The sequence below is a fragment of the Achromobacter dolens genome (assembly GCF_902859745.1).
GTDB lineage: Bacteria > Pseudomonadota > Gammaproteobacteria > Burkholderiales > Burkholderiaceae_B > Achromobacter > Achromobacter dolens.
Genome location: NZ_CADIJW010000017.1, coordinates 40,250 through 63,951, shown reverse-complemented (window position 1 = coordinate 63,951; position 23,702 = coordinate 40,250). Strand labels below are relative to the sequence as shown.

General features: G+C 68.7%; 19 protein-coding genes. 9 read left to right on the top strand and 10 right to left on the bottom strand.

Annotated elements, in window-relative coordinates; genetic code table 11:
• The first annotated feature begins 31 nt into the window (after positions 1–31).
• The 4 genes from HV783_RS14615 (at position 32) to HV783_RS14600 (ending at position 3,770) form a co-directional block, all read left to right on the top strand.
• A complete protein-coding gene (locus tag HV783_RS14615; RefSeq protein WP_175189370.1) occupies positions 32–661 on the top strand; it encodes a glutathione S-transferase family protein in 630 nt (209 codons plus the stop codon).
• Positions 662–802: 141 nt separating this feature from the next.
• The gene (locus HV783_RS14610; RefSeq protein WP_175189369.1) at positions 803–2,029 is read left to right on the top strand and encodes a hypothetical protein; all 1,227 of its coding nucleotides are present in this window, start codon (positions 803–805) and stop codon (positions 2,027–2,029) included.
• Positions 2,030–2,096: 67 nt separating this feature from the next.
• A complete protein-coding gene (locus HV783_RS14605) occupies positions 2,097–2,402 on the top strand; it encodes a hypothetical protein (RefSeq protein ID WP_175189368.1) in 306 nt (101 codons plus the stop codon).
• Positions 2,403–2,633: 231 nt separating this feature from the next.
• On the top strand, positions 2,634–3,770 hold the full coding sequence (locus HV783_RS14600; RefSeq protein WP_175189367.1) for a hypothetical protein: 1,137 nt from the start codon (positions 2,634–2,636) through the stop codon (positions 3,768–3,770).
• Between the two features lie 151 nt (positions 3,771–3,921).
• Here HV783_RS14600 and HV783_RS14595 read toward each other — a convergent pair whose 3' ends face one another.
• Positions 3,922–4,824 carry a LysR family transcriptional regulator gene (locus HV783_RS14595; RefSeq protein WP_081273488.1) on the bottom strand — a complete coding sequence of 301 codons (903 nt, stop codon included), beginning with the start codon at positions 4,822–4,824 and terminating at the stop codon, positions 3,922–3,924.
• A gap of 72 nt (positions 4,825–4,896) precedes the next feature.
• On the opposite strand from HV783_RS14595, the gene HV783_RS14590 reads away from it, so the two are divergent.
• Both HV783_RS14590 and HV783_RS14585 read left to right on the top strand, forming a co-directional pair.
• Entirely contained in the window at positions 4,897–5,706 is an 810-nt protein-coding gene (locus tag HV783_RS14590; RefSeq protein ID WP_054502481.1) for an amidohydrolase family protein, read from the top strand.
• Positions 5,707–5,772: 66 nt separating this feature from the next.
• Positions 5,773–6,732, top strand: coding sequence for a Bug family tripartite tricarboxylate transporter substrate binding protein (locus tag HV783_RS14585; protein ID WP_054502480.1), 960 nt, complete (start codon positions 5,773–5,775; stop codon positions 6,730–6,732).
• Position 6,733: 1 nt separating this feature from the next.
• On the opposite strand, the gene prpR is transcribed toward HV783_RS14585, so the two are convergent.
• Entirely contained in the window at positions 6,734–8,680 is a 1,947-nt protein-coding gene (gene prpR / locus HV783_RS14580; protein ID WP_082401928.1) for a propionate catabolism operon regulatory protein PrpR, read from the bottom strand.
• A 175-nt stretch (positions 8,681–8,855) separates the two neighbouring features.
• Between prpR and prpB the strand changes: the two genes are divergently transcribed.
• From prpB to HV783_RS14565, 3 genes are read left to right on the top strand one after another with little or no spacing between them, the layout of a single operon-like run.
• Positions 8,856–9,764, top strand: coding sequence for a methylisocitrate lyase (prpB, locus tag HV783_RS14575; RefSeq protein ID WP_054502479.1), 909 nt, complete (start codon positions 8,856–8,858; stop codon positions 9,762–9,764).
• Positions 9,765–9,823: 59 nt separating this feature from the next.
• Complete coding sequence (gene acnA / locus HV783_RS14570) at positions 9,824–12,493, top strand: aconitate hydratase AcnA (protein ID WP_175189366.1); 2,670 nt, start codon at positions 9,824–9,826, stop codon at positions 12,491–12,493.
• 38 nt (positions 12,494–12,531) lie between these two features.
• On the top strand, positions 12,532–13,509 hold the full coding sequence (locus tag HV783_RS14565) for a Bug family tripartite tricarboxylate transporter substrate binding protein (protein ID WP_054502477.1): 978 nt from the start codon (positions 12,532–12,534) through the stop codon (positions 13,507–13,509).
• A 114-nt stretch (positions 13,510–13,623) separates the two neighbouring features.
• On the opposite strand, the gene HV783_RS14560 is transcribed toward HV783_RS14565, so the two are convergent.
• The 8 genes from HV783_RS14560 to HV783_RS14525 form a co-directional block, all read right to left on the bottom strand.
• On the bottom strand, positions 13,624–15,297 hold the full coding sequence (locus tag HV783_RS14560) for an NAD(P)/FAD-dependent oxidoreductase (protein ID WP_155865912.1): 1,674 nt from the start codon (positions 15,295–15,297) through the stop codon (positions 13,624–13,626).
• Positions 15,298–15,387: 90 nt separating this feature from the next.
• Positions 15,388–17,769 carry a TonB-dependent receptor gene (locus tag HV783_RS14555; protein ID WP_254603906.1) on the bottom strand — a complete coding sequence of 794 codons (2,382 nt, stop codon included), beginning with the start codon at positions 17,767–17,769 and terminating at the stop codon, positions 15,388–15,390.
• A gap of 162 nt (positions 17,770–17,931) precedes the next feature.
• Positions 17,932–18,918 (bottom strand): FecR family protein, encoded by a 987-nt coding sequence (locus tag HV783_RS14550; protein ID WP_175189365.1) that lies wholly within the window; start codon positions 18,916–18,918, stop codon positions 17,932–17,934.
• Positions 18,905–19,408, bottom strand: a complete 504-nt coding sequence (locus HV783_RS14545; RefSeq protein WP_049073825.1) for a sigma-70 family RNA polymerase sigma factor — start codon at positions 19,406–19,408, stop codon at positions 18,905–18,907. Before HV783_RS14545 ends, HV783_RS14550 begins: the two co-directional genes overlap by 14 nt.
• 91 nt (positions 19,409–19,499) lie before the next feature.
• Positions 19,500–20,255, bottom strand: a complete 756-nt coding sequence (locus tag HV783_RS14540) for an amino acid ABC transporter ATP-binding protein (RefSeq protein ID WP_054502473.1) — start codon at positions 20,253–20,255, stop codon at positions 19,500–19,502.
• Positions 20,252–21,346, bottom strand: a complete 1,095-nt coding sequence (locus HV783_RS14535) for an amino acid ABC transporter permease (protein ID WP_175167798.1) — start codon at positions 21,344–21,346, stop codon at positions 20,252–20,254. The genes HV783_RS14540 and HV783_RS14535 overlap by 4 nt, the downstream gene beginning before the upstream one ends.
• Positions 21,343–22,491 carry an amino acid ABC transporter permease gene (locus tag HV783_RS14530; protein WP_175189364.1) on the bottom strand — a complete coding sequence of 383 codons (1,149 nt, stop codon included), beginning with the start codon at positions 22,489–22,491 and terminating at the stop codon, positions 21,343–21,345. Before HV783_RS14530 ends, HV783_RS14535 begins: the two co-directional genes overlap by 4 nt.
• 19 nt (positions 22,492–22,510) lie before the next feature.
• Positions 22,511–23,650 carry an amino acid ABC transporter substrate-binding protein gene (locus HV783_RS14525; RefSeq protein ID WP_175189363.1) on the bottom strand — a complete coding sequence of 380 codons (1,140 nt, stop codon included), beginning with the start codon at positions 23,648–23,650 and terminating at the stop codon, positions 22,511–22,513.
• Positions 23,651–23,702: the final 52 nt, after the last annotated feature.

The window sequence follows — 23,702 nt, the reverse complement described above, 5'->3', positions numbered from 1 at the left end:
TGACCCTATCGACACCCCGGAGGAGCAACCCATGCAGATCTATTGGATCCAGGCGCAGGCGCCACGGCGTGTCCTGGCCCTGGTCAAGCACCTGGGTATCGAGGCCGAACTCGTCGAGATGGACCTGATGGCGGGCGCGCTGCGACGCCCCGACTACGCCGCCATCAATCCCAACATGAAGGCGCCAGCCCTGGTGGACGGCGATTACCGGCTGTGGGAATCGTCGGCGATCATGGCCTACCTGTGCGTCAAGGCCGGCTCGGACATGTGGCCGACCGATGCGCGGGAACAGATCGAGGTGCTGCGCTGGCTGTCGTGGAACGATTGCCACTGGGCACAGGCGGTGTCGCCGTACTACTTCGAGCACATCGTCAAACCCACCTTCGGCATCGGGCCGCCGGACGAGAGCCAACTGGCGGGCAAGGGCAAGGATTTCAACCGGTACGCGGCGGTGCTGGACACGCATCTGCAGCGGCGCGATCACTTCGCGTGCGGCCGGCTGACGATCGCCGACTTCCAACTCGCGTCGATGGCGGCGTACTGGCGAACATCCGCCATGCCGATGGCGCCGTTCCCGAACATCGTGCAATGGCTCGATGGCCTGGCGCGCCTGCCGGCATGGGCCGATCCCTGGCCCGATGGACGCGCCGACCCGGCCTGACCCGGTCGCCCGCGGCACGCCTTAGAGGGGTTCGTCCTGGCAAGATCCGGGCCTCTGTTATCGTTGCCGGGGCCGGATCCCCATGCCGCATCCCCAAGACCCCGCCGCCCATGCCAGGGCAGTCCGACGAGGCCTGATCGATTGAAGACCACGAACTATCTGTTTGGCATCATCGTGTCGTTCGCGCTGGCGACGCTGCTGGCCTCGCTTGGCCTGCTCGCCGTCTTCAGCGACAACCTCGGCTGGGGCATGGCGGCGCTGCTGTCGTACGGCATTCTGTACGGCGGCCCGCTGGCCATCGTATTGGCGCTGACCTGGGTCGCGTACCTGGTGCGGGATCGCGGCAAGGTGCCCGGCCGGGTCCACGCGTTGCTGTTCCTGCCCTCGCTGCTGGCGCTGCTGATCGTGCCGGTGGACGACACCGTGCGCCGGGCGGGCGCCGACCGTTTCCGCGATGCCAACCCGGCCATCACTGAAAACCACGTCAACTTCAGCGGCCGCACGCTCTGGCTGGACTATCGCGCCGCATCTTCGAACGATGGCGGCGGCTCGCCTTACATGGAACCCGCTTCGGCGCAAAACGACCGGTTCTCGCGCTTTCGCCGCTATCCCGGCGCGAACCTGGTGGCGGCTGGCACCTTTCCCTACGCCGGCGCGCACCTGAAGCCAGACATCGAGCGCTATGCGTATTCCTCGCAGGATGGCAATGCCGGCGATTCCCTGCCTCTGCGGCGCCTGCCCGCGCCCGATCTGGACAAGCTGCTGCCGGCATTCGCCTACGGCGAGGCGGCGCTGCTGATCTATCAGTACTTCCATTACGCCGACCACGTCGAGGTCGCGCCGACCATCGAGCGCTTTGCCGGCACGACCGAGGAGGCCATGACAGCCGCGCGCCCCCCGGGACTGACGATAGTCAGCCTCGACAACTACACGACGCAGGCAATCGCCCGCCTGGAAATCAATGGCCAGACGCTGGACCTGGGCGGCCAGGCAGCGCGCAGCCAGGCCGGCGAACCCTGCGACCCGGGACGGGGCGGGAGCCCGGCCATGCTGGACCTGGAACAGCCGCTGCGCGTGCGCTGGCAGACGCTGGAAGATCCCTCGCGCTGGCACGAGGCGAGGGCGGTGGTGCCCACTTTCAGCGCCGCGAGCCAGGCGGATCCGGACAAGGGGCTGCCACGGGTGCGGCTGTATTTCCTGCCGGATGGCTCGGTGGCCGCGGAGCGGTTCCGGGAATTCCGGCTGCGTGGCGGCGAGCTGGCCGTGCGCGCCACCGGCGTGCCGCCGCAAGCGCGAGCGGTCGTCGCCTGCGGCGCCGGCGCCTATGCCGGCTACAACCCGCAGACGGTGCGGCTGCTGGGAAATTGAGTCGAGAACGCTTGCATGAGCGCGATGACCGGAGCGATGACGCTTTCACAAAAACAAAGGGGATCCCTTGTTTCTGTACTACCGGATAAGTTTCATTGTGAGCCTGCTGACGCTCGCGGTTTGGACAGTCGCCGCCGCCGTCTATGAAGCGCCGCGCCATGGCGACGGCTATGGCCCCGACCCGCTCGGGGTGCTGCTTTACCTGGCGCTGTGGCCGGTCGGCCTGCTGCTGGCGCATTCCGGCTTGCTCGCCTGGGCGATCCGCGCAAGACGGCCCGCGTCGATCCTGCAAGGCCGGCAGGGGATTGCCATCCATCTCGCGCTGGCAGCGGGTTTTCTGGCATGCGCGCTGTACAAGTTCCATCCGGGCTGAGTGCCGTAGCGCGACCGGCGACCGCCAGGAGCGCCGGCTAATATACGGACTCTCGCCGCACTGGGTATCCACCCGGAAGCGTGACCAGCGTCCTTACCTGAATACGGAGCCTGACCTATCAACACGCTTTGGCAATGGGCACACAACCTGCGCAGGCTCGCCGTGCGGCGACCGGCGTGGCGGGCATGCGGCCCGGCATTGCGGCCATTCGGGCTGTCAGCCATCTTGGGATTGACGGCCGCCGGAGCCGCCGCGGCCGGTCTTCCGGACCCGCCCCGGCAGTCCCCGCCGCGCGAGGAACTGTCGGCGGAGCACCAGCGCAGGTTTGCTGAGATCGCGCGCCGCTATGTGGCCGCGCAGGACGAAGGCGAGAAAACCCAGGCCGCGCAGGCATTGGCCGAACAGCTCTGGACGGCGCCGTTTCTCTCGCAACGCCGTCAAGGCGGCGTCGGCCTGTCCGACGCGTTGATACAGGCCATGGCGCGGGACATGGCCGGCAATGTCCCGCAGCCGCGCATGAACGCGGTGGCCAGGATTCTCGCCGTGGCCGACGCGCCTGGACGCGCCGCCATGGCAGGCCCCTTGCTCGCGCATTTGCGGCAGGCGCAGGCGGAGCCGGATCGTGCTTCAACGCGGACGGCGCTATGGACCGCGACTCGAGGCGCGTCCGAGACCGTTTTTCAGGCCATCCGCGACACGCGGGATGAAAGAACGCTGGGAGATCTGGCGCAGATCGCCGCAGGCCTGCCCTTGCCGGACGACGTGCGCCTGAAACTCGATGCCGCCAGCGCGGCATCAACATCGCCCGCTGTCCGCATCCAGATCGCCCAGACGCTGGGGCCAGGGTCCACAGGCTATCGCGATATCGTGCGCGAGCTGATCTTGGCACTGGAAAGGGCTCCCTCCGATGAAGCGCGTGAACACCTCATCGTCACGCTCGGCGGCTTTCCCAAGCCCGATGACGCCATCGCACAGGCGATGATCGATGCCGTATCGCGCTCCAACACGTCCTCCAGGGTCGTGTGGCGCACGCTCGCGCAGAGCGGCCCGGCCGGGCTGCTGTATCTTGCGGGCTCGATCAAAGGGGAGGCCGACGCCACACGGCTCGTGGACAAGGCGACGATGATGGCGGCGGTGGTGGGTGAATCTTGGCCTTTGCCGGCTGAAATTGCATCGGCGGTGATCGAGGCGGCGATCGACGCGCGGCTGCGCAGTGACGATCCGATGCTGCGGTCATCCGTGCAGGCAATGCTGCTTCGGACGGGCCAGGCCGCCGTCGCGCCGCTGAGGCAGACGCTCGACCATGCCGCGCCTGGCCAGGCGAGCGATGACCTCTCGGCCGCGCTCGTCCGGCTGCAGGGACGGTGATCGCCTCAGTTCAAAATAGGGGCGCGGCGATTCCTGCCGCGGCGGTCCGAGGAGATAATCTTACTTTACATAATATACATTATGCGCATTACGACGAGACCCACAGCGGCGTGCATTCCCATCCCGTCCAACCGCCGCGCCTTTCCCGATTTCAAGCCTCGATCACCGAAAAATACGGCGCCTGCGCCAGTTCCTGCCTTGCGATACGAACCACGGCGTCCAGCCCGGCCATGTCGGCCACCCGCGGATATGCCGCGCACAATCGCAGCGGAGCGAACGGCCGCTCCTGTTCGTAGCGCACCACGGTGCCTCTGGCCAGCGCATCGGCCATCACGCTGACCGGCAGCGCACTCATGCCGACGCCGGCGGTTATCAGTCCGACGATGATGGCCACGCTTGTGCAGGTGCTGAATTCCGGCAATGGCGTGCGTTCCTGGCTGCACCAGGCGGCCACTACCTGGTGCAGCGGGGACGGCGGCGGCACCACGAATAATTTCTGCGCGGCCAGGTCCACTGCCCGCAACCGCGGGCGCGGGTCCAGCCCGATCCAGGCCACCTCGGCCCAGGCCAGCGGTTCAACCTGCAAATGATGGCTGACGCCGGCGTCGATGAGAAAGGCGATATCGAGCTGGTTGGTGTTCAGGCGCTCGCTGAGCACCAGACTGTTGGCGATGGTCAGTTCGACCTGCAGGCGCGGATAGCGCTGTTCGAGTTGCCGGACGATGGCCGGCAGGCACGCCATCGCCATGGTTTCCGACGCGCCCACCCGCAGCCGGCCCTGTAAGGGGTCGCCGGTGCGCAGGCGGGTTTCCAGTTCATCGAGCACGCCGACTGCCTGCTCGGCGTAGCGCCGCGCCAGCACCCCTTCCGCTGTCAGCACTGCTCGCCTGCCCTCGCGCTCGAACAGGCGTACGCCCAGCGCCGATTCCAGTTCGCGGATGCGCAGGGAAATGGTCGGCTGGGTCACATTCATGTGCTCGGCGGCCGCCTGGAAGGAACCCAGCCGGGCGATCGCCAGCAGGGCCTCCATCTGGGGAATGGAAAATCGTCTCATCAGGAAATTTTATACATAACCGCCAGGAACTTTAATTAGAAGAAAGTAAATCCTATTGATAGGATGCCGTGCATGACACCCCCGCTCAATCTTCCCGCTGGCGCCGCGGACTGCCACGCCCACGTCCTGCGCACCGATCTGCCTCTGGTTGCCGGCCGCCATTCGGCGCCCTTGCACAATGCCGAAGTCGATGAGTACCTGCGAGTCCTGGACGCCCACGGCATCCGCTATGGCGTCCTGACCGCGCCCAGCTTCTACGGCAGCGACAACGGCCTGTTGCTGCGGTCATTGCAGGTCGCGGGCGGCCGCCTGCGCGGCACCGCCCTCGTCGAGCCTGAGATCGGCGACGCGGAGCTGGACATGCTGTACGCCCATGGCGTGCGCGGCGTGCGCCTGAACTGGTTGCGCCGCCGGCCCCTGCCAGACAGCGGCAGCCGCGCCTACCGCGCCCTTTATCCAAGGTTGCGCGAGCGCGGCATGCACGTCGAGGTCTATGTCGAAGGCGAGCATCTGGCCGCGGTGCTCCCTCCGATCCTGGCCAGCGGCGTGCGGCTGGTCCTGGACCATTTTGGCGGCCTGACGCCGGGATTTCCGACGCTGGGCCTGTTGCGCGAAGCGCTTGCCCAAGGCCAGACCTGGATCAAGCTGTCCGCGCCCTACCGTCTGGCGGGCCAGGATGCGGCGGCGTTGAGCGCCCTGCTGCTGCGCGAAGCCGGCGCGCAGCGCCTGCTCTGGGGCACGGATTGGCCGTGGGTATCGCACGAGAGCGAGGTCGACTACGGGCGCTGCCTGGACTGGCTGGGCGATTGGCTGCCCGACCCGGGCCCGCGCGACATCATCCTGCGCGATACCCCGAAGCTGCTGTTCGATTTTGAAGGCTGATTTTTCCCATAACAATCAACGACCCGTGGCGCCGGCTTTCAGGCGGCGCCACCTCAGGAGACCGCCATGCCCCGTTTTTCCTTCACCGCCCGGGCGTTTGCCCTGGCCCTTGGCTCGCTGATCGCGGGCGGCGCCCTTGCCGCCGAGCCGATCCGCCTGATCGTTCCCACCACGGCGGGAGGCGGCACCGACGGCTTCTTCCGCATGTTGGCCAAGGACGCCGAACCGCATCTGGGCGCGCCGGTGGTGGTGGTCAACGTGGGCGGCGCCGGCGGCAGCATCGGCGTCACGCAGATGGTGCGCGCCGCGCCCGACGGCAACACGATCGCCGGGGTCTGGCTGGGGCCGGTGACGGTGGCGCCGCACACCACGCCGGTTTCCTACACGCCCAAGGACTACATTGCCGTTGCCCAGTTGACCAGCGCGCCCTACGTCATGTGCGTGCAGCACGACTTCGCCGCGGACGACGGCAAGCAACTGATGCAGTTGCTGCGCAAGGCGCCGAATCGCTATACGTTCGGCACCGATGGCGCGGGCGGCCCGGGACAGTTGGCGGCGCAACGGATCTTCAACCGCCAGGACATCCATCAACGCGACATTCCCTACAAAGGGGCTGGCGACACCCTGCTGGCGTTGCTGGGCGGGCACATCGACATGTATGTGGGATCCATTCCCCCGGTGCTGCCCTACGTGAAGAGCGGCAAGGTCAAATGCCTCCAATTGACCTCGGCCGACAAAGTGGCGGCGCTGCCGCAAGCCACCAGCCTGAACGAACTGGGCCTGGGTGAGGAACAGACGCTGCTGTGGCGCGGCATTCTGGCGCCCAGGAATACGCCGCCCGAGCGCGTGCGGGCGCTGGAGCGGGCATTCACCGCCGCGGCGCAATCCGCGGCGACGCGCAGCTTTGTCGAGGATGCGGGCGAACAGATCGCCATCGTGACGGGCGACGCCTTCCGCGCGCAGATCGAGCGGGAGTATGCCGCACTGGGCAAGGTCGCCGAAGGGCTCAAGCTGTCGTCGAAATGAGTCAAGCGCCCGTGCGCAACCACCGCCACAGCGTGGTCGGGCTGATTCCCAACTGTTCGCAGGCCTTGCGCCGGTCGCCGCCGCAGCGGGTCAGCACCTCGCGCACATGCGCCGCCTGCTGGCGCCGGCCGTGCGAGGCCAGGTCGCCCGGCTCCGAGTGGGCGGCGCCTCGCGTCAGTTCCGGCGCCACGTCGGCCAGGATGCGCCGCACTTCCGGGTCGAGCGGTGTCTCGGGCATTTCCGCCAGGAACACCGCCAGGCGTTCCAGCACGTTCTCCAGTTCGCGGATGTTGCCGGGCCAGTCGTGCGCCAGCAACGCGTCGCGCAAGGCTTCGGGCAACGGCGGCTCGCCGGCCAGGCCCAGGTTCTGCCGCACCCGCTGGTACAGGTGCTGCGCCAGCAGCCAGATGTCGTCGCGGCGCTCGCGCAGTGTCGGCATGTCGATGCGCAGGATGTTCAGGCGGAAAAAGAGATCCTGGCGGAACGCGCCGGCCGCCACCATGGCCGCCAGGTCGCGATGAGTGGCAGCCATGATGCGCACATTGACGGGCACCGGTTCGCTGCCGCCCACGGGCATCACCTGCCGCTCCTGCAGCACGCGGAGCAGGCGGATCTGCAACGCCGGCGGCATGTCGCCGATCTCGTCCAGGAACAGCGTGCCGTTGTGGGCCGCCTCGAACAGCCCGGGCTTGCCGCCGCGGCGCGCGCCGCTGAAGGCGCCGTCCTCGTAGCCGAACAGCTCGCTTTCCAGCAGGGTTTCGGGCAGCGAGGCGCAGTTGACCGCGATGAAGGGGAAATGATGGCGCGCGCTGGCCTGGTGGATGCCCTGGGCCATGACTTCCTTGCCGGTGCCGCTTTCGCCGCCGATCAGCACGGTCGAATCGACCCGGGCGTAGCGCAGGCCGAGCATGCGGGCCTTTGCCAACGGGGCGGACTGGCCGTGCAGGTCGTCCAGCGTGTAGCGCACGGTGCGCACTGGGGTGCGGGCCCGCGTGCGCAGGCTGCGGTCGGCGCGGTGGATGGCGCCGGCTTCCTGCAAGGTCAGCACCGCGCCCGACAGGCCGGCGCCGCTGGCCAGCGGAATGCGGTTCACCACCACCATCTTGCCGCCGAGCCGATGCACCGATTCGGCTTCGCGCTTGCCTGTGCGCAGCACCTCGTCCAGCGACAGCGCCGGCGATATTTCCTCCAGCCGCCGTCCGGCCAGGCCGGCGGCGGTGATGCCCAGCAGGCGTTCGACGGCGGGATTGAGCGCCTGCACGCGGCCGGCGGCGTCAACGGCGGCCACGCCCTCGTCGAGATTGGCCAGCACGGCGTTCAGGTAGTCGCGCCGGCCCGACTCGACGCGTTGCAGGCGCGTGATCTCGATGGCGTCCTCGATGCACGCGGCCACCGTGGCCAGCGAATACACCAGCACGCCGGCCAGTCCCATGCGCTCGGCGTAGTCGACGATCAGGCCCGAACCGACCAGGACCTCGATGCCTTCGTCCTTGAGCTGCTTGGCCTGCGCCAGCGCGTCGTCCTGGTCGCGGTAAGTGCGCACCAGGATGTCGACGGCGAAGGTCTGCATGAAGGTCTGCAGCTCGGGATACTGCGCGTGCTGGCCCAGCAGGGCCACGCGCGGCGAGATCCGGCGTGCGGTGGCCAGCGCGTTCATGACCTCGAAGCCGCTGATCTTGACCTGCACCACCGGCACCGTGACGTGGCGCCGCAGATAGCTGCCGTTCAGGCCGGCGGCCACCACCACGTCGACGCGGCCCTGGCGCGCGGCCTCGTTGATGACGCTGGCGGCCGCGTCGAAACCGGCCTCGATCAGCTTGAATTCGCCGCGCTGGGCATAACTGGGCAGGATCTGGGCGAAGGTGCGGGCGATGCGCGCCACGCCCACGGCCCAGATGCGCGGCAGCGCCGCCAGGTCGGATTCCACGGGCGTCGGGACAGTCAGCATGGCGGCACCGGTAACGAAACTCGAAGAGGGGATTTCATCATTGCGATGGCCGCATTTCAATTATGAAAACCCTACCCCGCTCCACCGCCTTCGGCCCCAGTGCGGATGCGATTGGCATGTATCTTGCTTGATGGAAGTCATTCCTCCCCTGCCCTTACCCACCACGGAGCTCCCCATGATGACTTCCCCCGAACCCGACCTGCCGGCCAGCGCCGGCCTGCGGCTGCGCATGGCGATGCAGGCCGAGCAGCCTCTGCAGGTGGTCGGCGCCATCAACGCCAACCACGCGCTGCTCGCGCGGCAGGCTGGCTTTCGCGCCATCTACCTGTCGGGCGGCGGCGTGGCGGCGGGTTCGCTGGGCGTGCCCGACCTGGGCATCGTCGGCCTGGAGGACGTGCTGACGGACGTGCGCCGCATCACCGAGGTCTGCCCCCTGCCCCTGGTGGTCGATGTCGACACCGGCTTTGGCGCGTCGGCCTTCAATGTGGCGCGCACCACCCGTTCGATGATCGCCGCCGGCGCCGCCGCCATGCAGATCGAGGACCAGGCCGGCGCCAAGCGTTGCGGCCATCGCCCCAACAAGGAAGTGGTGTCCCTGCCGGAGATGGTCGATCGCATCAAGGCGGCGGTCGACGCCCGTACCGATCCGCACTTCGTCATCATCGCCCGCACCGATGCGCTGGCCAGCGAAGGCCGGCAGAGCGCGTTGGAGCGGCTGTCCGCCTGCATCGAGGCCGGCGCCGACATCGCCTTTCCCGAAGCGGTCCACGACCTCGAGGGCTTCCGCGATTTCGCCCGCGCGCTGCCAGCGCCCATCCTGGCCAATATCACCGAATTCGGCCAGACGCCGCTGTTGACGGTGCAGGAACTGGCAGCCGCCCAGGTCGCCATGGTGCTCTATCCGCTGTCGGCGTTTCGCGCCATGAACCGCGCGGCCCAGCGCACCTACGAGGCGATCCGCCGCGACGGCACCCAGCGCGGCATGATCGACCAGATGCAGACGCGCATGGAACTCTATGAAAGCATCGGCTATTTCGCCTATGAAGCGCGGCTGGACGCGCTGTACGCTGGCAAGGCCGCCTGATACGCGCTGAAGACAGCCGGGCGCCGACCCGGCGACAACGGAACGGAGACAAACGCATCGTGCAGCCCCCCGAGCAAGATCCCTATCTGCAGGCCTATGACCCGGACGCGGAATATGGCCGCCATTTCAGCGTGCCGGCCTTCGCCGCCGAGCACGGCCTGCAGGCCGGCCGCCTGCCCTACGTGGCGCGCGTGCTGATCGAGAACGCGTTGCGGCATGAAAGTGCCCTCCACGGCCATCGGCCGCACGCGTTGGCCCTGTTGCAGGCCTATCATCCCGACGCGCCGGCGCCGGACGCGCCCGCCGATGTCTGGCTGCATCCGACGCGGGTGCTGGCGCAGGACGTCAGCGGCATTCCCAGCCTGATCGACCTGGCCGCCATGCGCGATGCGCTGCAGGCGCGCGGCGGCGACCCGCGCCGCATCAATCCCCTCATTCCCACCGACCTGATCGTCGATCATTCGCTGATCGCCGAGGAAGGCGGCCATGCCGGCGCGCGCCAGGCCAACGAGGCGCGCGAATACCGCCAGAACCGCGAACGCTACACCTTCCTCAAATGGGCCCAGGGCGCGTTCGACAATCTGCGCCTGGTGCCGCCCGGCAAGGGCATCCTGCACCAGATCAACATCGAGTACCTGGCCGAGGTGGCCACCATGCGGCGCACGCCGCAGGGCGCGGCGGTGACCTGTCCCGACACCCTGGTCGGCACCGACAGCCACACCACCATGGTCAATGCCCTGGGCGTGCTGGGCTGGGGCGTCGGCGGTATCGAGGCGGAGGCCGCGATGCTGGGCGACGCGCTGGTGTTGCGCGCGCCCGAGGTCATCGGCGTGCGGTTGTTCAACCAGCCGGCGCCCGGCGTCACCGCCACCGACCTGGTGCTCAACCTGACCCGTGTCCTGCGCGAGGCCAAGGTGGTGGCGCAGTTCGTCGAGTTCACCGGCGAGGCGCTGGACGGCGTGCTATCGCTGGAAGACCGCGCCACGCTGGCGAACATGGCGCCCGAGTACGGCTCGACCTGCGCCTACTTCCCGGTCGACGAGGAAACCCTGGCCTATCTGGCCCGCACCGGCCGCGACGCGGCGCACATCGAACGCGTGCGGCGCTATGCCCAGGCCGCCGGGCTCTGGCGCACGCAGGAACGTCCCGGCTACAGCCGGCTGGTCGAGGTCGATCTGTCGCAGTTCACGCGCGTGGCGGCCGGTCCCAGCCGGCCGCAGGACCGCCTGCCGCTGGAGGAAGTGCCGCTGACCTTCGCCAAGGCCACCGCCGCCCTGCCCCGCCATGAGCATGCCGACCTGCCGCAGGGCGCGGTGGTGTTGGCGGCGATCACCAGTTGCACCAACACCTCCAATCCGCGCCTGCTGGTGGCCGCCGGGCTGCTGGCGCGCAAGGCGCGGACGCTGGGGCTGCGGCCCGCGGCGTGGACCAAGACGTCGTTCACGCCCGGCTCGCGGGTGGTGACCGACTACCTGCGCGCCAGCGGACTGCAGGACGCGCTGGACGCGGTGGGTTTTCACGCCGCCGGCTATGGCTGCGCGACCTGTGCCGGGCTGTCGGGCTCGCTCGCGCCGGCGGTGGAGCAACGCATTGCGGACGGCTCGCCGCGCGTGGCGGCGGTGCTGTCGGGCAACCGCAATTTCCCCGGCCGTGTCCATCCGCTGGCGCGCGCCAATTACCTGGTGTCGCCGCCGATGGTGGTGGCCTATGCGCTGGCCGGCACGGTCATGCGCGACTTGCAACGCGAAGCGGTCGGCTGGCGCGCCGATGGCACGGCCGTGATGCTGGCGGACCTGTGGCCCAGCGACGCCGAGATCGACGCCGTGGTGGCAGGCTACTTGCGGCCGGCGATGTTCACCGAACGCTACCGCGACGTATTCGAGGGCGATCCGGCCTGGCAGGCCCTGCCCGGCGGCAGCGGCGCCTGCTATCCGTGGGACGCCGACAGCCTCTACCTGCGCCGCCCGCCCTATCTGGACGTGCCGCCGCAGACCGGCGCGGTGCGCATCGAGGGCGCGCGCGCCCTGCTCATCCTGGGCGACTCGGTCACCACCGACCATATCTCGCCCGCCAACGAGATCCCGCCCGAATCGAGCGCCGGGCGTTACCTGCTGTCGCTGGGCGTGCCGGCCGATGCGCTGCACACCTACCTGGCGCGCCGCGGCAACCACCGCGTGATGATGCGCGCCACTTTCGCGCAGCCGACGCTGGTCAACGAACTGCTGCCACAAGGCCCGGCCGGACTGACGTGCCACCAGCCCGACGGCGAGATCCAGCCGATCTACGACGTGGCCATGCGCTACCGCGACGCGGGCGTGCCGGTGGTGGTGGTCGCGGGCAAGGATTACGGCAATGGCTCGTCGCGCGACTGGGCAGCGAAAGGCACGCGGTTGCTGGGCGTGCGCGCGGTCATCGCCGAGAGCTTCGAGCGCATCCACCGCTCCAACCTGGTGAACATGGGCGTCCTGCCGCTGCAGTTGCCGTCAGGCGTCACGCGCCTGACGCTGGGCCTGGACGGCAGCGAGACGTTCGACCTCGAGATTCCGGCCGACCTGGCGCCCCAGGGCGAGGCGCGGTGCGTGATCCGCGGCGTTGGCGCGCCGCGCACGCTGGCGCTGCTCTGCCGCCTGGACAACGAACACGAAATGGATATCTGGCGCGCGGGCGGCATCCTGCCCGCCGTGCTGCGCCAGGCCCTGGAGGATTCGCAGCGCGTTTCACAACCATAAAGATGAGGCAGCGCCTCACGCCCTACCAAGGAGACAACATGAAGTTCGACCGATTCAAGCATCCCCTGTACGCCCTCGCGCTCGCGGCGGGCGTGATGACGGCGTCCGCCGCGAGCGCCGCCGCCTGGCCCGAGAAGCCGGTGCGACTTGTCGTGCCGTTTTCGGCGGGCGGCCAGCTCGACAACATGACGCGGATCTTCGCCACCGGGCTGTCCGATCATCTCAAGCAGCCCGTCATCATCGACAACCGCCCCGGGGCGGGCGGCATCATCGGCTCGGACATGGTGGCCAAGGCCCCGGCCGATGGCTACACCTTCCTGGTGGCCGGCAATGGCGCCATCACCAACAAGCTGCTGCGCAGCAAGATGCCCTATGAGGACAGCGATCTGGTGCCGGTCGGACTGCTGTTCGAATCGTCCTCGGTCATTGTCGTCAGCGCCAACAGCAAGATCCATTCGCTCAAGGACTGGCAGCAACAGGCCGCCAAGGAGAAGCGCCCCATCCTGTTCGCCACCGCCGGCACCGGCAGCACTGGCCACTTCGTCGCGGAAATGCTGGGCCAGGCGCTCAAGGTGCCGGTCACGGTCGTGCCCTACAAGAGCGGTTCCGAGAGTTCCACCGCGCTGATGGGCGGCCAGGTCGACGCGGCCTCGGAGGCGGCGGTGTCGGTGCGCAGCTATATCGCTTCGGGCCGGGTGCGCGCGCTGGCGGCCACGGCGGACCACCGCTCGCCGCTGCTGCCCGACACGCCCACCACGGCGGAACAGGGCTTCGCCCAGATCAACATCACCCACTGGGGCGGCATGTATGCGCCCAAGGGCACGCCGCAGGACGTCATCAAGGCGATGAACCAGGCCATCGCCGACGTCATGGCCACGCCCAAGGTCCGGCAGCAGTTGGCGGACGCGGGCTACGAGGCGATTCCCGGCTCGGTGGAGAAGTTCGGCAGCTTCATCGCCGCCGAGGACAAGCGGCTGGGCGGGATCGTCAAGAGCGCCAACATGAAGGCGGAATGAGCTGCGGCGAGGGATGGGCGGCGCCGCGGCCGCCCTCCAGGATCACCATGCCGGCCTCGATGCGCCGCGCCAGGCGCAGCAAACGCGCCCGGTCGCCAACGGCCCGGGCGCGTATCAATAGTCGTCGCTGGCGCCGCGACGATTGCCGCCGGTGATGTCGTCGCGGCCCAGCAGGTGCAGCGCCACCGCCTCGGCCACCTTCATGCCGTCGATGGCGGCCGACATGATGCCGCCCGCGTAGCCCGCGCCCTCGCCCGCCGGGAACAGCCCGTCGGTGTTCATGCTCTGGAAATCGTCGCGGCGCGTGATGCGCAGCGGCGACGAGGTGCGCGTCTCGACGCCGGTCAGCACCGCGTCGTGCATGGAAAAGCCCTTGATCTGGCGCTCGAACGCCGGAAGGGCTTCGCGGATGGCGGCGATGGCGTAGTCCGGCAGGCTGGACGACAGGTCGGTGAGCGTCACGCCCGGCTTGTACGACGGCGTGACGCTGCCCAGCGCGGTCGACGGCCGGCCCGCCAGGAAGTCGCCCACCAACTGCGCCGGCGCGCTGTAATCGCCGCCGCCCAGTTCGTAAGCGCGCTTTTCCCAATGGCGCTGGAAGTCGATGCCCGCCAGCGGCGAGTCCTCGATGCCGGGAAAGTCCTTGGGCTCGATGCCGACCACGATGCCGGCATTGGCGTTGCGCTCGTTGCGCGAATACTGACTCATGCCATTGGTGACCACGCCGCCGGGCTCCGACGCGGCGGCCACCACGGTGCCGCCCGGGCACATGCAGAAGCTGTAGACCGCGCGGCCGTTGCCGGCATGGTGCACCAGCTTGTAGTCGGCCGCGCCCAGCACCGGATGGCCGGCGCTGGGACCGAAGCGGGCGCGGTCGATCACCGACTGCGGATGCTCGATGCGGAACCCCAGCGAGAACGGCTTGGCTTCCATGAACACCCCGCGCTTGTGCAGCATGCGGAAGGTGTCGCGGGCGCTGTGGCCCACCGCCAGCACCACGTGGCTGGCGGCAATAAACTCCCCGCCCGCCAGACGCACGCCGCGCACCCGGCCGTCCTCGATCTCGATATCGTCCACGCGGCTCTCGAAGCGGAACTCGCCGCCCAGCGCGGCGATCTGCGCGCGCATCTGCTCGATCATCTTGACCAGGCGAAAGGTGCCGATGTGCGGCTTGCTGACATACAGGATCTCGGGCGGCGCATCGGCGGCGACGAATTCCTGCAGCACCTTGCGGCCGTAATGCTTGGGGTCCTTGACCTGGGTCGAGAGCTTGCCGTCCGAGAACGTGCCCGCCCCGCCCTCGCCGAACTGCACGTTCGACTCGGGTTGCAGGGTGTTCTTGCGCCACAGCCCCCAGGTGTCCTTGGTGCGCTCGCGCACCACCCGGCCGCGCTCCAGGATGATCGGCCGGAACCCCATCTGGGCCAGGATCAGCGCCGCGAACAGGCCGCAGGGGCCGAAGCCGATCACGACGGGGCGACGGCTCTCGGGCAGATCGGCCGGCGCGTGGCCGACGTACTGGTATTCCATGGGCGGCGTCGGCATGACGGTGCGCAACCCGGCGACGCGCTTGAGCACGGCGGCCTCGTCGGCCACCTCGACATCCACGGAATAGGTCAGCGTGATGGCGCTGCGCTTGCGCGCGTCATAGCTGCGGCGGAAGATGGTCAACGCGCGCAGGGCTTCCGGGGCGATCCCCAGGCGGCTACAGGCCGCGGCGCGCAGGGTGTTTTCGATGTCGTCCTGGGAGGTCGACAGGGGCAGGATGATTTCGGTCAGGCGCAACATGAGGCAGGGGAACCGTGTCAGGGTTCAAGGGCTCGTAAAGCGCGTATTAAAACACGCCGACGGCCCTTGACCCTTGCCTCTTCCCGGTCGCTACCAGCGATGCTGGTACGTCAGCGTCAGCACCGTGCCCGGGGCCGGCAGGCGGCTGGTATTGGTGCTGGTGCGCATCAACTGGCTATAGAGCGGGTAATAGTCGCGGTTGAACAGGTTCTCGACCCCGACGATCAGCGTGTCCTTCGGCGTGACCTGGTAGCGGCTCATCAGGTCCACCGTGAAGTAGCTGCCCACGTCGCGGCGGCCGAAACTCTCGACGCCATCCAGCCGGTAGTCCTTGGCCCCGAAGTAATTGGCCTGGATGCGGTTGCTCCAGCGCTCGTTGGGCCGGTACTGCAGGTACGCGGTGAGCTTGAGCGGCGGAATGCGGTAGCCGGTCATGTCGCGCCACTGGCCGTTGTCGGGCCGCTCGCGTCCCTTCATCCACGTGAACGTGCCGCCCGTGCCCCATTTCTCATCGTCGGTCAGGTAGTCCACCGTCGCCTCGATGCCGTGGATGCGCTCTTCGGTGCGCGTCAGGATCAGGCCGTTGTTGAAGCTCTGCACATCGCCCAGCTTGGAGGTGGTGTAGAACAGCGCCAGCGACGCGGTCGTGTTGCCCACCCCGCCGCGCCAGCCCAGCTCGTAGTTATTGGTCTTGACCGGCTGCAGGTCGGACGAGCCGATGTCGAAGCCCGGCCGCGCGTTGCGCATCTGCACGCCGATGTCCGGCAACTGGAAGCCCTGGCTGAAGTTGGCGTACAGCTCCTGGCCGCGGATCGGCGCGTAGGTCAGGCCCGCGTTGAACAGGAAGGCGTCGTAGCTGACCGAGCCGCCCCGTACCGAGGCTGGCGACGCCACCCGCGACTGCGACAGGGGCACGAAGTCGCCGAAGCGGGCGGTGGCGTACTCGTAGCGCGCCCCGCCCTGCACCGACCATTGCTCGTTGAAGCGGTGCTCCAGTTGGCCGAAGATGCCGGTGCTGCGCGAGGTCAGCTCGGGCATGTAGGTCAGGCGGCCGGTCTTGCGGAACACCCGGCCGCCGCTGGCGTCGTAGGCGGCCGCGTCGAACACGTCGATCGGCATGTCGCTGCGTTCCTGGTTGAAGTCCATGCCCCACAGCAGTTTCGACTGCTCGCCCAGCGGCGTGTCGATCGTCAGCCGGCTGCCGAACACCTTTGTGTTCTGCATGACCTGGTCGACGTTGCCGCCGCGCGTGACCACGGCGCGCGCGTCGAACGGCGTGAAGCGCGTGTAGTAGTCGCGGTAGTACATCTGCGCCGTGACCTTGCTGCCCAGCAGGTCCAGATGCTGGTATTCGAGGTTCACCAGCGTGTTGCGGATCTGGTTCTGGTCGGCCAGGTCCAGGCCGCCGAGCGGCAGCGCGCGCGCCGTGCCCGGCGGCAGGCGCCCGACCGAGGGATCGGAGGTGTAATCGGAATGCTGGTCGGCGTTGTAGTAGCTGGCCGACAGCTGCAGGCGCTGCTTGTCGTCCAGCCGCAGGCCCAGCTTGCCGCCCAGGCTGTAGATGTTGGAGTCGAACAGATCGCCCTGGCTGGGTTCGGGCGCGATGCGGCGACCGCGCGCGTCGTAGGAGGCGCCGTTGTGGCGCGCGCCCAGGTCCAGCGCGTAGTCCAGCATGCCCTGGCTGCCGGCGAAATGCTGCTGCAGTTGGCCGCCCAGCCCGTCCGAATTCAGCCGGCTCAGCGGGCTGACGGCGGTCACGGTGGTTTCGGCCACCGGTTCGCCGCCGGCGGGCCGGGTGGTGATCGAGACGATGCCGCCGGTGGCCCCGGCGCCGTAGATCGAGCTGCTGCCGCGCAGCACTTCGACGCGCTCGATGGTGGCCGGGTCGATGTTGGCCAGATTGCGCGAAGAGTCGCGGTTGGTGTTCAACGGGATGCCGTCCACCAGCACCAGCACGCCGCGTCCGCGCAGCGTCTGGCCGTAGTCGGTCATGGTGCGGCTGGAATCGGCCATGCCCGGCACGGTCTTGGCCAGCACGCTGGCCAGGCTGTCCGAGCCGGTGCGCAGTTCCTGCAAGGCGTCGCGCTCCAGCACGATGGTCTGCTGCACGGGGCTGACCAGGTTGCTGGCCGTGCGCGAGGCGCTGACCTCGATCGGCGCCATCACGGTGGCGCCGCCGCTGGCCGCCTCGGGTTCGATGATGGTGGCCGAGCCTTCCTGCCGCAGCCGCAATGGTTTGCCCTGCAGCAGCGCGGCCAGCGCCTGTTGTGGCGTCATGGACCCGGACAGTGCCGGCGCCTGCATGCCGGCCACGGTCTGGGGCGCATAGAAAATCTGCAGGCCGTGCGTTTCGGCCAGCCGCTTGAGCGCCTGGTCGAGCGATTGCGCCGGCATGTCGATGGCGACGGGCGCCGTCGCCTGCGCGTCGGCCATCCCCGGACCGAACGCCAGCACTGCCGCCATCGCGGCCATCGTCAGGCGCGCGGCCACCGGCGCGCCTTGTCCCATTTTCTTGTGAACCACAGCTTCTGCTCCTGATCCGCTATCGATGGGCCCCATGCCCCACGGAATCAAGAAGAAGACGCAATACGGCAAAAAAACCTGAATGTCTGGCCGAACTATTTTGTAACAGCGTCACCGCGCCGAAATCTCGCTGCGGCCGTCGGGCAACTGGCGCACCTGCACCGGCAGGATGTGCGGCAAAGCCGTCAGGAAGGCGTCCGTGTCGCGGGTCTGGAACACGCTGGTCACGGTGAGATGCGCCACCCCGGCTCCCAGCACGATCGGATGCTGCCGGTACCGCGATACTTCCCGCGCCGCCGTGGCGAGGTCGGTATTGCTGAAGCGGATCTGGCCGCCGCGCCAGGCCAGCGTCGCGGCCACGTCGGCGGGCTCGACCGCCCCGGCCTGCCCGGCCGCGCCGATGCGCACGCCCTGCCCGGCCGTGACCGGCACGGCCGCCGCGTCGTGCGCGCCGGCCACCTTGACCGAACCCGACTCCACCAGCACCCGCACCTGTTCCGCGTCGCGGCGCACGTCGAAGCGCGTGCCGGTCACGGTCGCGGTGCCCAGGCCGGCGTCCACCACGAACGGGCGGCCGGCGTTCTTCTCGACCGAGAACAGCGCCTCGCCCGCCACCAGCAGCACGCGCCGCTCGGCGTCGTCGAAGTGCACGCGGATATGGCTGTTGCTATTCAATTCGGCGCGGGAACCATCGGGCAGCGCCACGCTGCGCAGTTCGCCAATCTGTGTCTGGTATTCGGTCCAGCCCGCGCCGCGCGGCCACAGCGCCCAGCCGCCGACGGCGAGGATCGCGGCGCCCAGGCTCAAGGCCAGCGCGGCTCGCCGTCCGGAATGGGACGCGCGGCGCGGCGCTTCGGCCAGGGCGCGCAGGCGCTCGGGCGCGACGGCGTCCGCGGCCTGCCAGATCGATTCCAGCAGGCGGTACTCATAGGCGTGGCGCGGATCGGCGGCCAGCCAGTCGGCGCGCGCATGTTCTTGCGCGGCGTCCCACTCGCCGGAATGGGCGCGCGCGAACCAGCGCGCCGCCTCGACGCGGATGGCGTCGGCGCCGGCCTCGCCGCCGGCCTGCCCGGGCGATGCGGCGTCAGTGGGGCGCATACGCCCCCAGCCGCTCGCGCAGATGCAGCGCGGTACGGATCATGTATTTCTCGACCATGTTCTTGCTCAATCCCATGCGTTCGGCGATCTCGGCCTGCGTCAGGCCTTCCAGCCGCTGCCAGACGAACACCTGGCGGCACTTGAGCGGCAGTTCCGCCAGCGCCGCTTCCAGCGCCTGGCCCAACTGGCCGGTGCGCGCCTGGGCCATCGGGTCGCCCAAGGGGCTGGCGTGGTCGGCAATGGTATCAAGCGGCACCCATTCCTGCCCGCCGTCGCGGCGGAACTGGTCGACGGCCGCGTTGCGCGCGGCCTGGTGCAGATAGGCGCGCGGCTGCGCCACCTGCGCCGGGTCGGTTTCCAGGCACTTCACCAGCGCGTCGTGGGCCAGGTCGCGCGCGGCGTCGCGGCAGCCCAGCTTGCGGGTCCAGACCGCGAGCAGCTCTTCGTAATAGGCCAGGAAGCCGGAGGGACGGGACGGACGCGAGGACATGACGCACAATCGACAGAGGCATGCATGATAATGGTTTCCATTTTCATAAACAAACCCGGGCGTGATGGCTGCGTCCGCCGCCCTGCCCTCCTTAATGCAGGATGCGCTCCAGGAAGGCGCGCGTGCGTTCATGCCGGGGGTTGTCGAAGAAATCGCCCGGCTCGCCCATCTCGATGATGCGGCCGCCGTCCATGAACACCACCCGGTCGGCGACGTTGCGGGCAAAGCCCATCTCGTGGGTCACGCACAGCATGGTCATGCCGTCCTCGGCCAGCGAGGTCATGGTGTCCAGCACTTCCTTGACCATCTCCGGATCGAGCGCCGAGGTTGGCTCGTCGAACAGCATGATGCGCGGCTGCATGCAGAGCGAGCGGGCAATGGCCACCCGCTGCTGCTGCCCGCCCGACAACTGGCCCGGGTACTTGCCGGCCTGGTCGGGAATGCGCACCCGCTCCAGGTAGCGCATGGCCAGATCCACCGCCTGCGCGCGCGGCATGCGCCGCACCTGGGTCGGCGCCAGGATGCAGTTCTCGAGCACGGTCAGGTGCGGGAACAGGTTGAAGTGCTGGAACACCATGCCGGCGTCGGTGCGCACGCCGTCCACGGCGCGCAGGTCGTCGCTCAGCTCAACCCCGTTGACCACGATGGAGCCCTGCTGGTGGCGTTCGAGCCGGTTGATGCAGCGGATCATGGTGGATTTGCCGGAACCGGACGGCCCGCAGATCACCAGGCGCTCGCCCGCCCGGACCTGCAGGTTGATGTCCTGCAGCACATGGAAGTCGCCATACCACTTGTGCATGCCGGCGATGGCGATGGCGGGCGGCGTGGCGGCGGAAGGCGTGGTCATCGGAGTTCCCCTTTTTTATAGCGATGTTCCAGCCACATCGAATAGCGCGACAGGCCGAAGCAGATGCAGAAATAGATCGATGCAATGAAGAGATAGGTCTCGACGTAGGGCGTGGGCCAGGCCGGATCGGTCAACGCCGCGCGTCCCGAGCTGAGCAGGTCGAACAGGCCCACGATCAGCACCAGGCTGGTGTTCTTGATCATCACGATGGCGGTGTTGGTGAGCGGCGCGATCACCTTGCGCAGCGCCTGCGGCAGCACCACCAGACGCGTCATCTGCCACCATGAGAGCCCCAGCGCGCGCGAGGCCTCGGCCTGCCCGGGCGGAATGGCCTGCAGGCCGCCGCGGATCACCTCGGCCAGGTAGGCGGCCGAGAACACCGTCAGCGCGATGCCGGCGCGCAGCAGGCTGTCGATGGTCATGCCGGCCGGCAGCATGATGGGCAGCACGATCGAGGCCATGAACAGCAGGCTGACCAGCGGCAATCCCCGGATCAGCTCGATCACGCCGATGCTGATGAAGCGCGCCGTCGGCAGGCTGCCGCGGCGTCCCAGCGCCAGCAGCACGCCCAGCGGCAGGCCGGCGCCCAGCGCGCATACCGCCAGCAGCAGCGTGATCGGCAGGCCGCCCCACGACGAGGTCGGCACCCGCGCCAGGCCGAACATGCCGCCCTGCATCAGCGCCAGGCCCGCCAGCAGCCCCGCGATCCAGATGACCGCCGTGCGCGCGCGCCATTGGCGCGGGCTGAGCGAAAACACCGTCATCGCCAGGATGAACAGGCAGACCACGGTGGGCCGCCATTGCTCGCCGGGCGGATAGATGCCGAACAGGATCTGGCGCATTTTTTCGCCCAGGAAGGCCCAGCAGGCGCCGCTGGCCTGGCGGCAGACGGCGCCCGTGGCGCCGGGCCAGACGGCATCCAGCACCGCCCAGTTCAGCAGCTTGCCGGCCGCGGCCAGCACCAGCGCCAGCGTGGCCACGGTGGCGAGCGCGCTGACGGCGCTGCCGAACAGGCGGTGCCAGGCGCTGTCGCGGCGGTCCGCCGGCGGCGGCAGAACCCGCGGCAGAGAGGAAGGATGGGACAGGCTCATGCGCGTTGCGTCCTCAGGATGCGGCGGTTGTACAGATTCATGAAGAGCGACACGCTCAGGCTGATGCTCAGGTACACCGCCATCAGCACCGCCACGCCCTCGATGGCCTGGCCGGTCTGGTTGATGGTGGTGGTGATGACGAAGGACAGGTCCGGGTAGCCCACCGCCAGCGCCAGCGTGGTGTTCTTGATGATGGACAGGTACTGGCTGGTCATCGGCGGGATGATCACGCGCAGCGCCTGCGGCACCACGATCCAGCGCAGCGCGGCGCCGGGCTTCAGGCCCAGCGAATGGGCCGCTTCCCACTGGCCGGCGGGCACCGCGTCGATGCCGCCGCGGATGATCTCGCCGGAAAACGCCGCCGAGTAGATCGTCAGTCCGACCAGCAAGGCAGTGAATTCCGGCGTGAATGCGCTGCCGCCGGCAAAATTCAGGCCGCGCAGCGCCGGCACGTCGGCGTGCAGCGAGGCGCCGCCCCACTGCGCCACGGCGGCTACCAATGCCAGCGCCGCGACCAGGCCCAGGCGGCGCCACGGCATGCGCGGCGCAACCGACCGGCGCGCCAGGTGCCACGCGCCCCACAGCAGCAGCGCCGCCGCGCCCAGCGCCCACCACTGCGGCCCGGTATCGCCCTGCAACGACAGGCTCGGAAAGAACAGCCCGCGCACCGACAGGAACACGCCCGGCAGCGGCTGCAACGCCTGCCGCGCAGGCGGCAGGTTGATCGTCACCAGGCTGTACCAGAACAGCAGTTGCACCACCAGCGGCGTGTTGCGCACGGCTTCCAGGTAGACCGTGGCCACGCCCGTCACCAGCGGATGGCGGCTGCGGCGCGCCAGCGCCAGGCCGAAGCCCAGCAGCGTCGAAGCCGCGATCACCAGCGCCGAGATGTACAGCGTGTTGGCCAGCCCCACCAGGAAGGCACGGCCGTAGCTGTCGGTGGGCTGGTAGGCCAGCAGGCTTTCGGCGATGGGAAAACGGGCCGCCTCGCCGAGGTAGTCAAAACCCATGGCGATGCCGCGCTGGGTCAGGTTGGCGTGGGCGTTCCAGGCCAGCCAGCCCACGCCGCCGACGAAGGCGCCGGCGATCAGCAGTTGCGCCAGGACGGACCGGGCGCGGCCGTCGAACCAGAGTCGCTTGAACATGATGAGCCCCGCGCGCCGCTCAGTTGAAGACGTACGGGTACATCAGGCCGCCGTCGCGATACAGGCGGTTCATGCCGCGCTCGAGCTTCATCGGGCTGTTCTTGCCGACGTTGCGCTCGAAGATCTCGCCGTAGTTGCCCAATTGCTTGACGATGTTGTAGGCCCAGCGCTCATCCAGCCCCAGCGCCTTGCCGTTGCCCGGCTCCGTGCCCAGGAAGCGGGCGATGCGCGGGTCGTCGGACTTGAGCATGTCGTCGACGTTGGCCTGGGTGATGCCCATGTCCTCGGCGGCGATCGGCACCTGGATGACCCATTTGACGATGTCGAACCAGCGGTCGTCGCCATGGCGCACCGACGGCGTCAGCGCCTCGCTGTGGCCGCTGGCTGGGAAGATCACGTAGTCGTCCGGGTTTTGCGCCTGGGTCGCGCGCACCGCCGCCAGCGCCGAGGCGTCGGTGATGAGGCCGTCGCAGCGGCCCGAGAAGAACGCCTGGCGCGAGGCCGCGACGTTGTCGAACAGCACGGTCTTCAGGCCCAGCTTGAACTTGCGCGACAGGTCGGCCACCGTGACCTCGTTGGTGGAGCCGGTCTGCACGCAGATGGTGGCGCCGTTCATGTCCTTGGTCTGGGTGATGCCCAGGTCCTTGCGCACCATGAAGGCGTCGTACTCGTAGTAGTTCGGATAAGTGAAGTTGATGCCGTTGGCGTCGCGCCGGAGGGTCCACGAGGTGGTGCGCGGCAGCACGTCGATCTGGCCGGTCTGCAAGGCGGTCAGGCGTTGCTGGCCGGTCAGCGGCACGAAGCGCGTCTTGCTGGCGTCGCCCAGCACCGCGATGGCGATGGCGCGGCAGGTGTCGACGTCCAGGCCCTTCCAGTTGCCGTCCTTGTCGGGCGCCGAGAAGCCGGTGGTGCCATGGCCGGAGCCGCAGATGACGTAGCCGCGGGCGCGGATCTGGTCGACCGTGGGGCTGCTGGCCTGGGTGACGGCCGCCGCCACCGGCGAGGCGCCGGCGGCGGGCGCTTGTGTCGCGGTTTGTGTCGCGGCTTGTGCCTCGGGTTGCGCCGCGGGCTGGGCGGCGGCCAGGGCCGGCACGGCGGCCGGGACGCAGGCCGCGATGGCCAGGGCGAGACAACGGTAAGTCTGCTTGAAGCTGAACATGGCAATTCCCCTTGCTATGTGGTGAGCGCCTTGGGGCGCTTTGTGCCGGTCG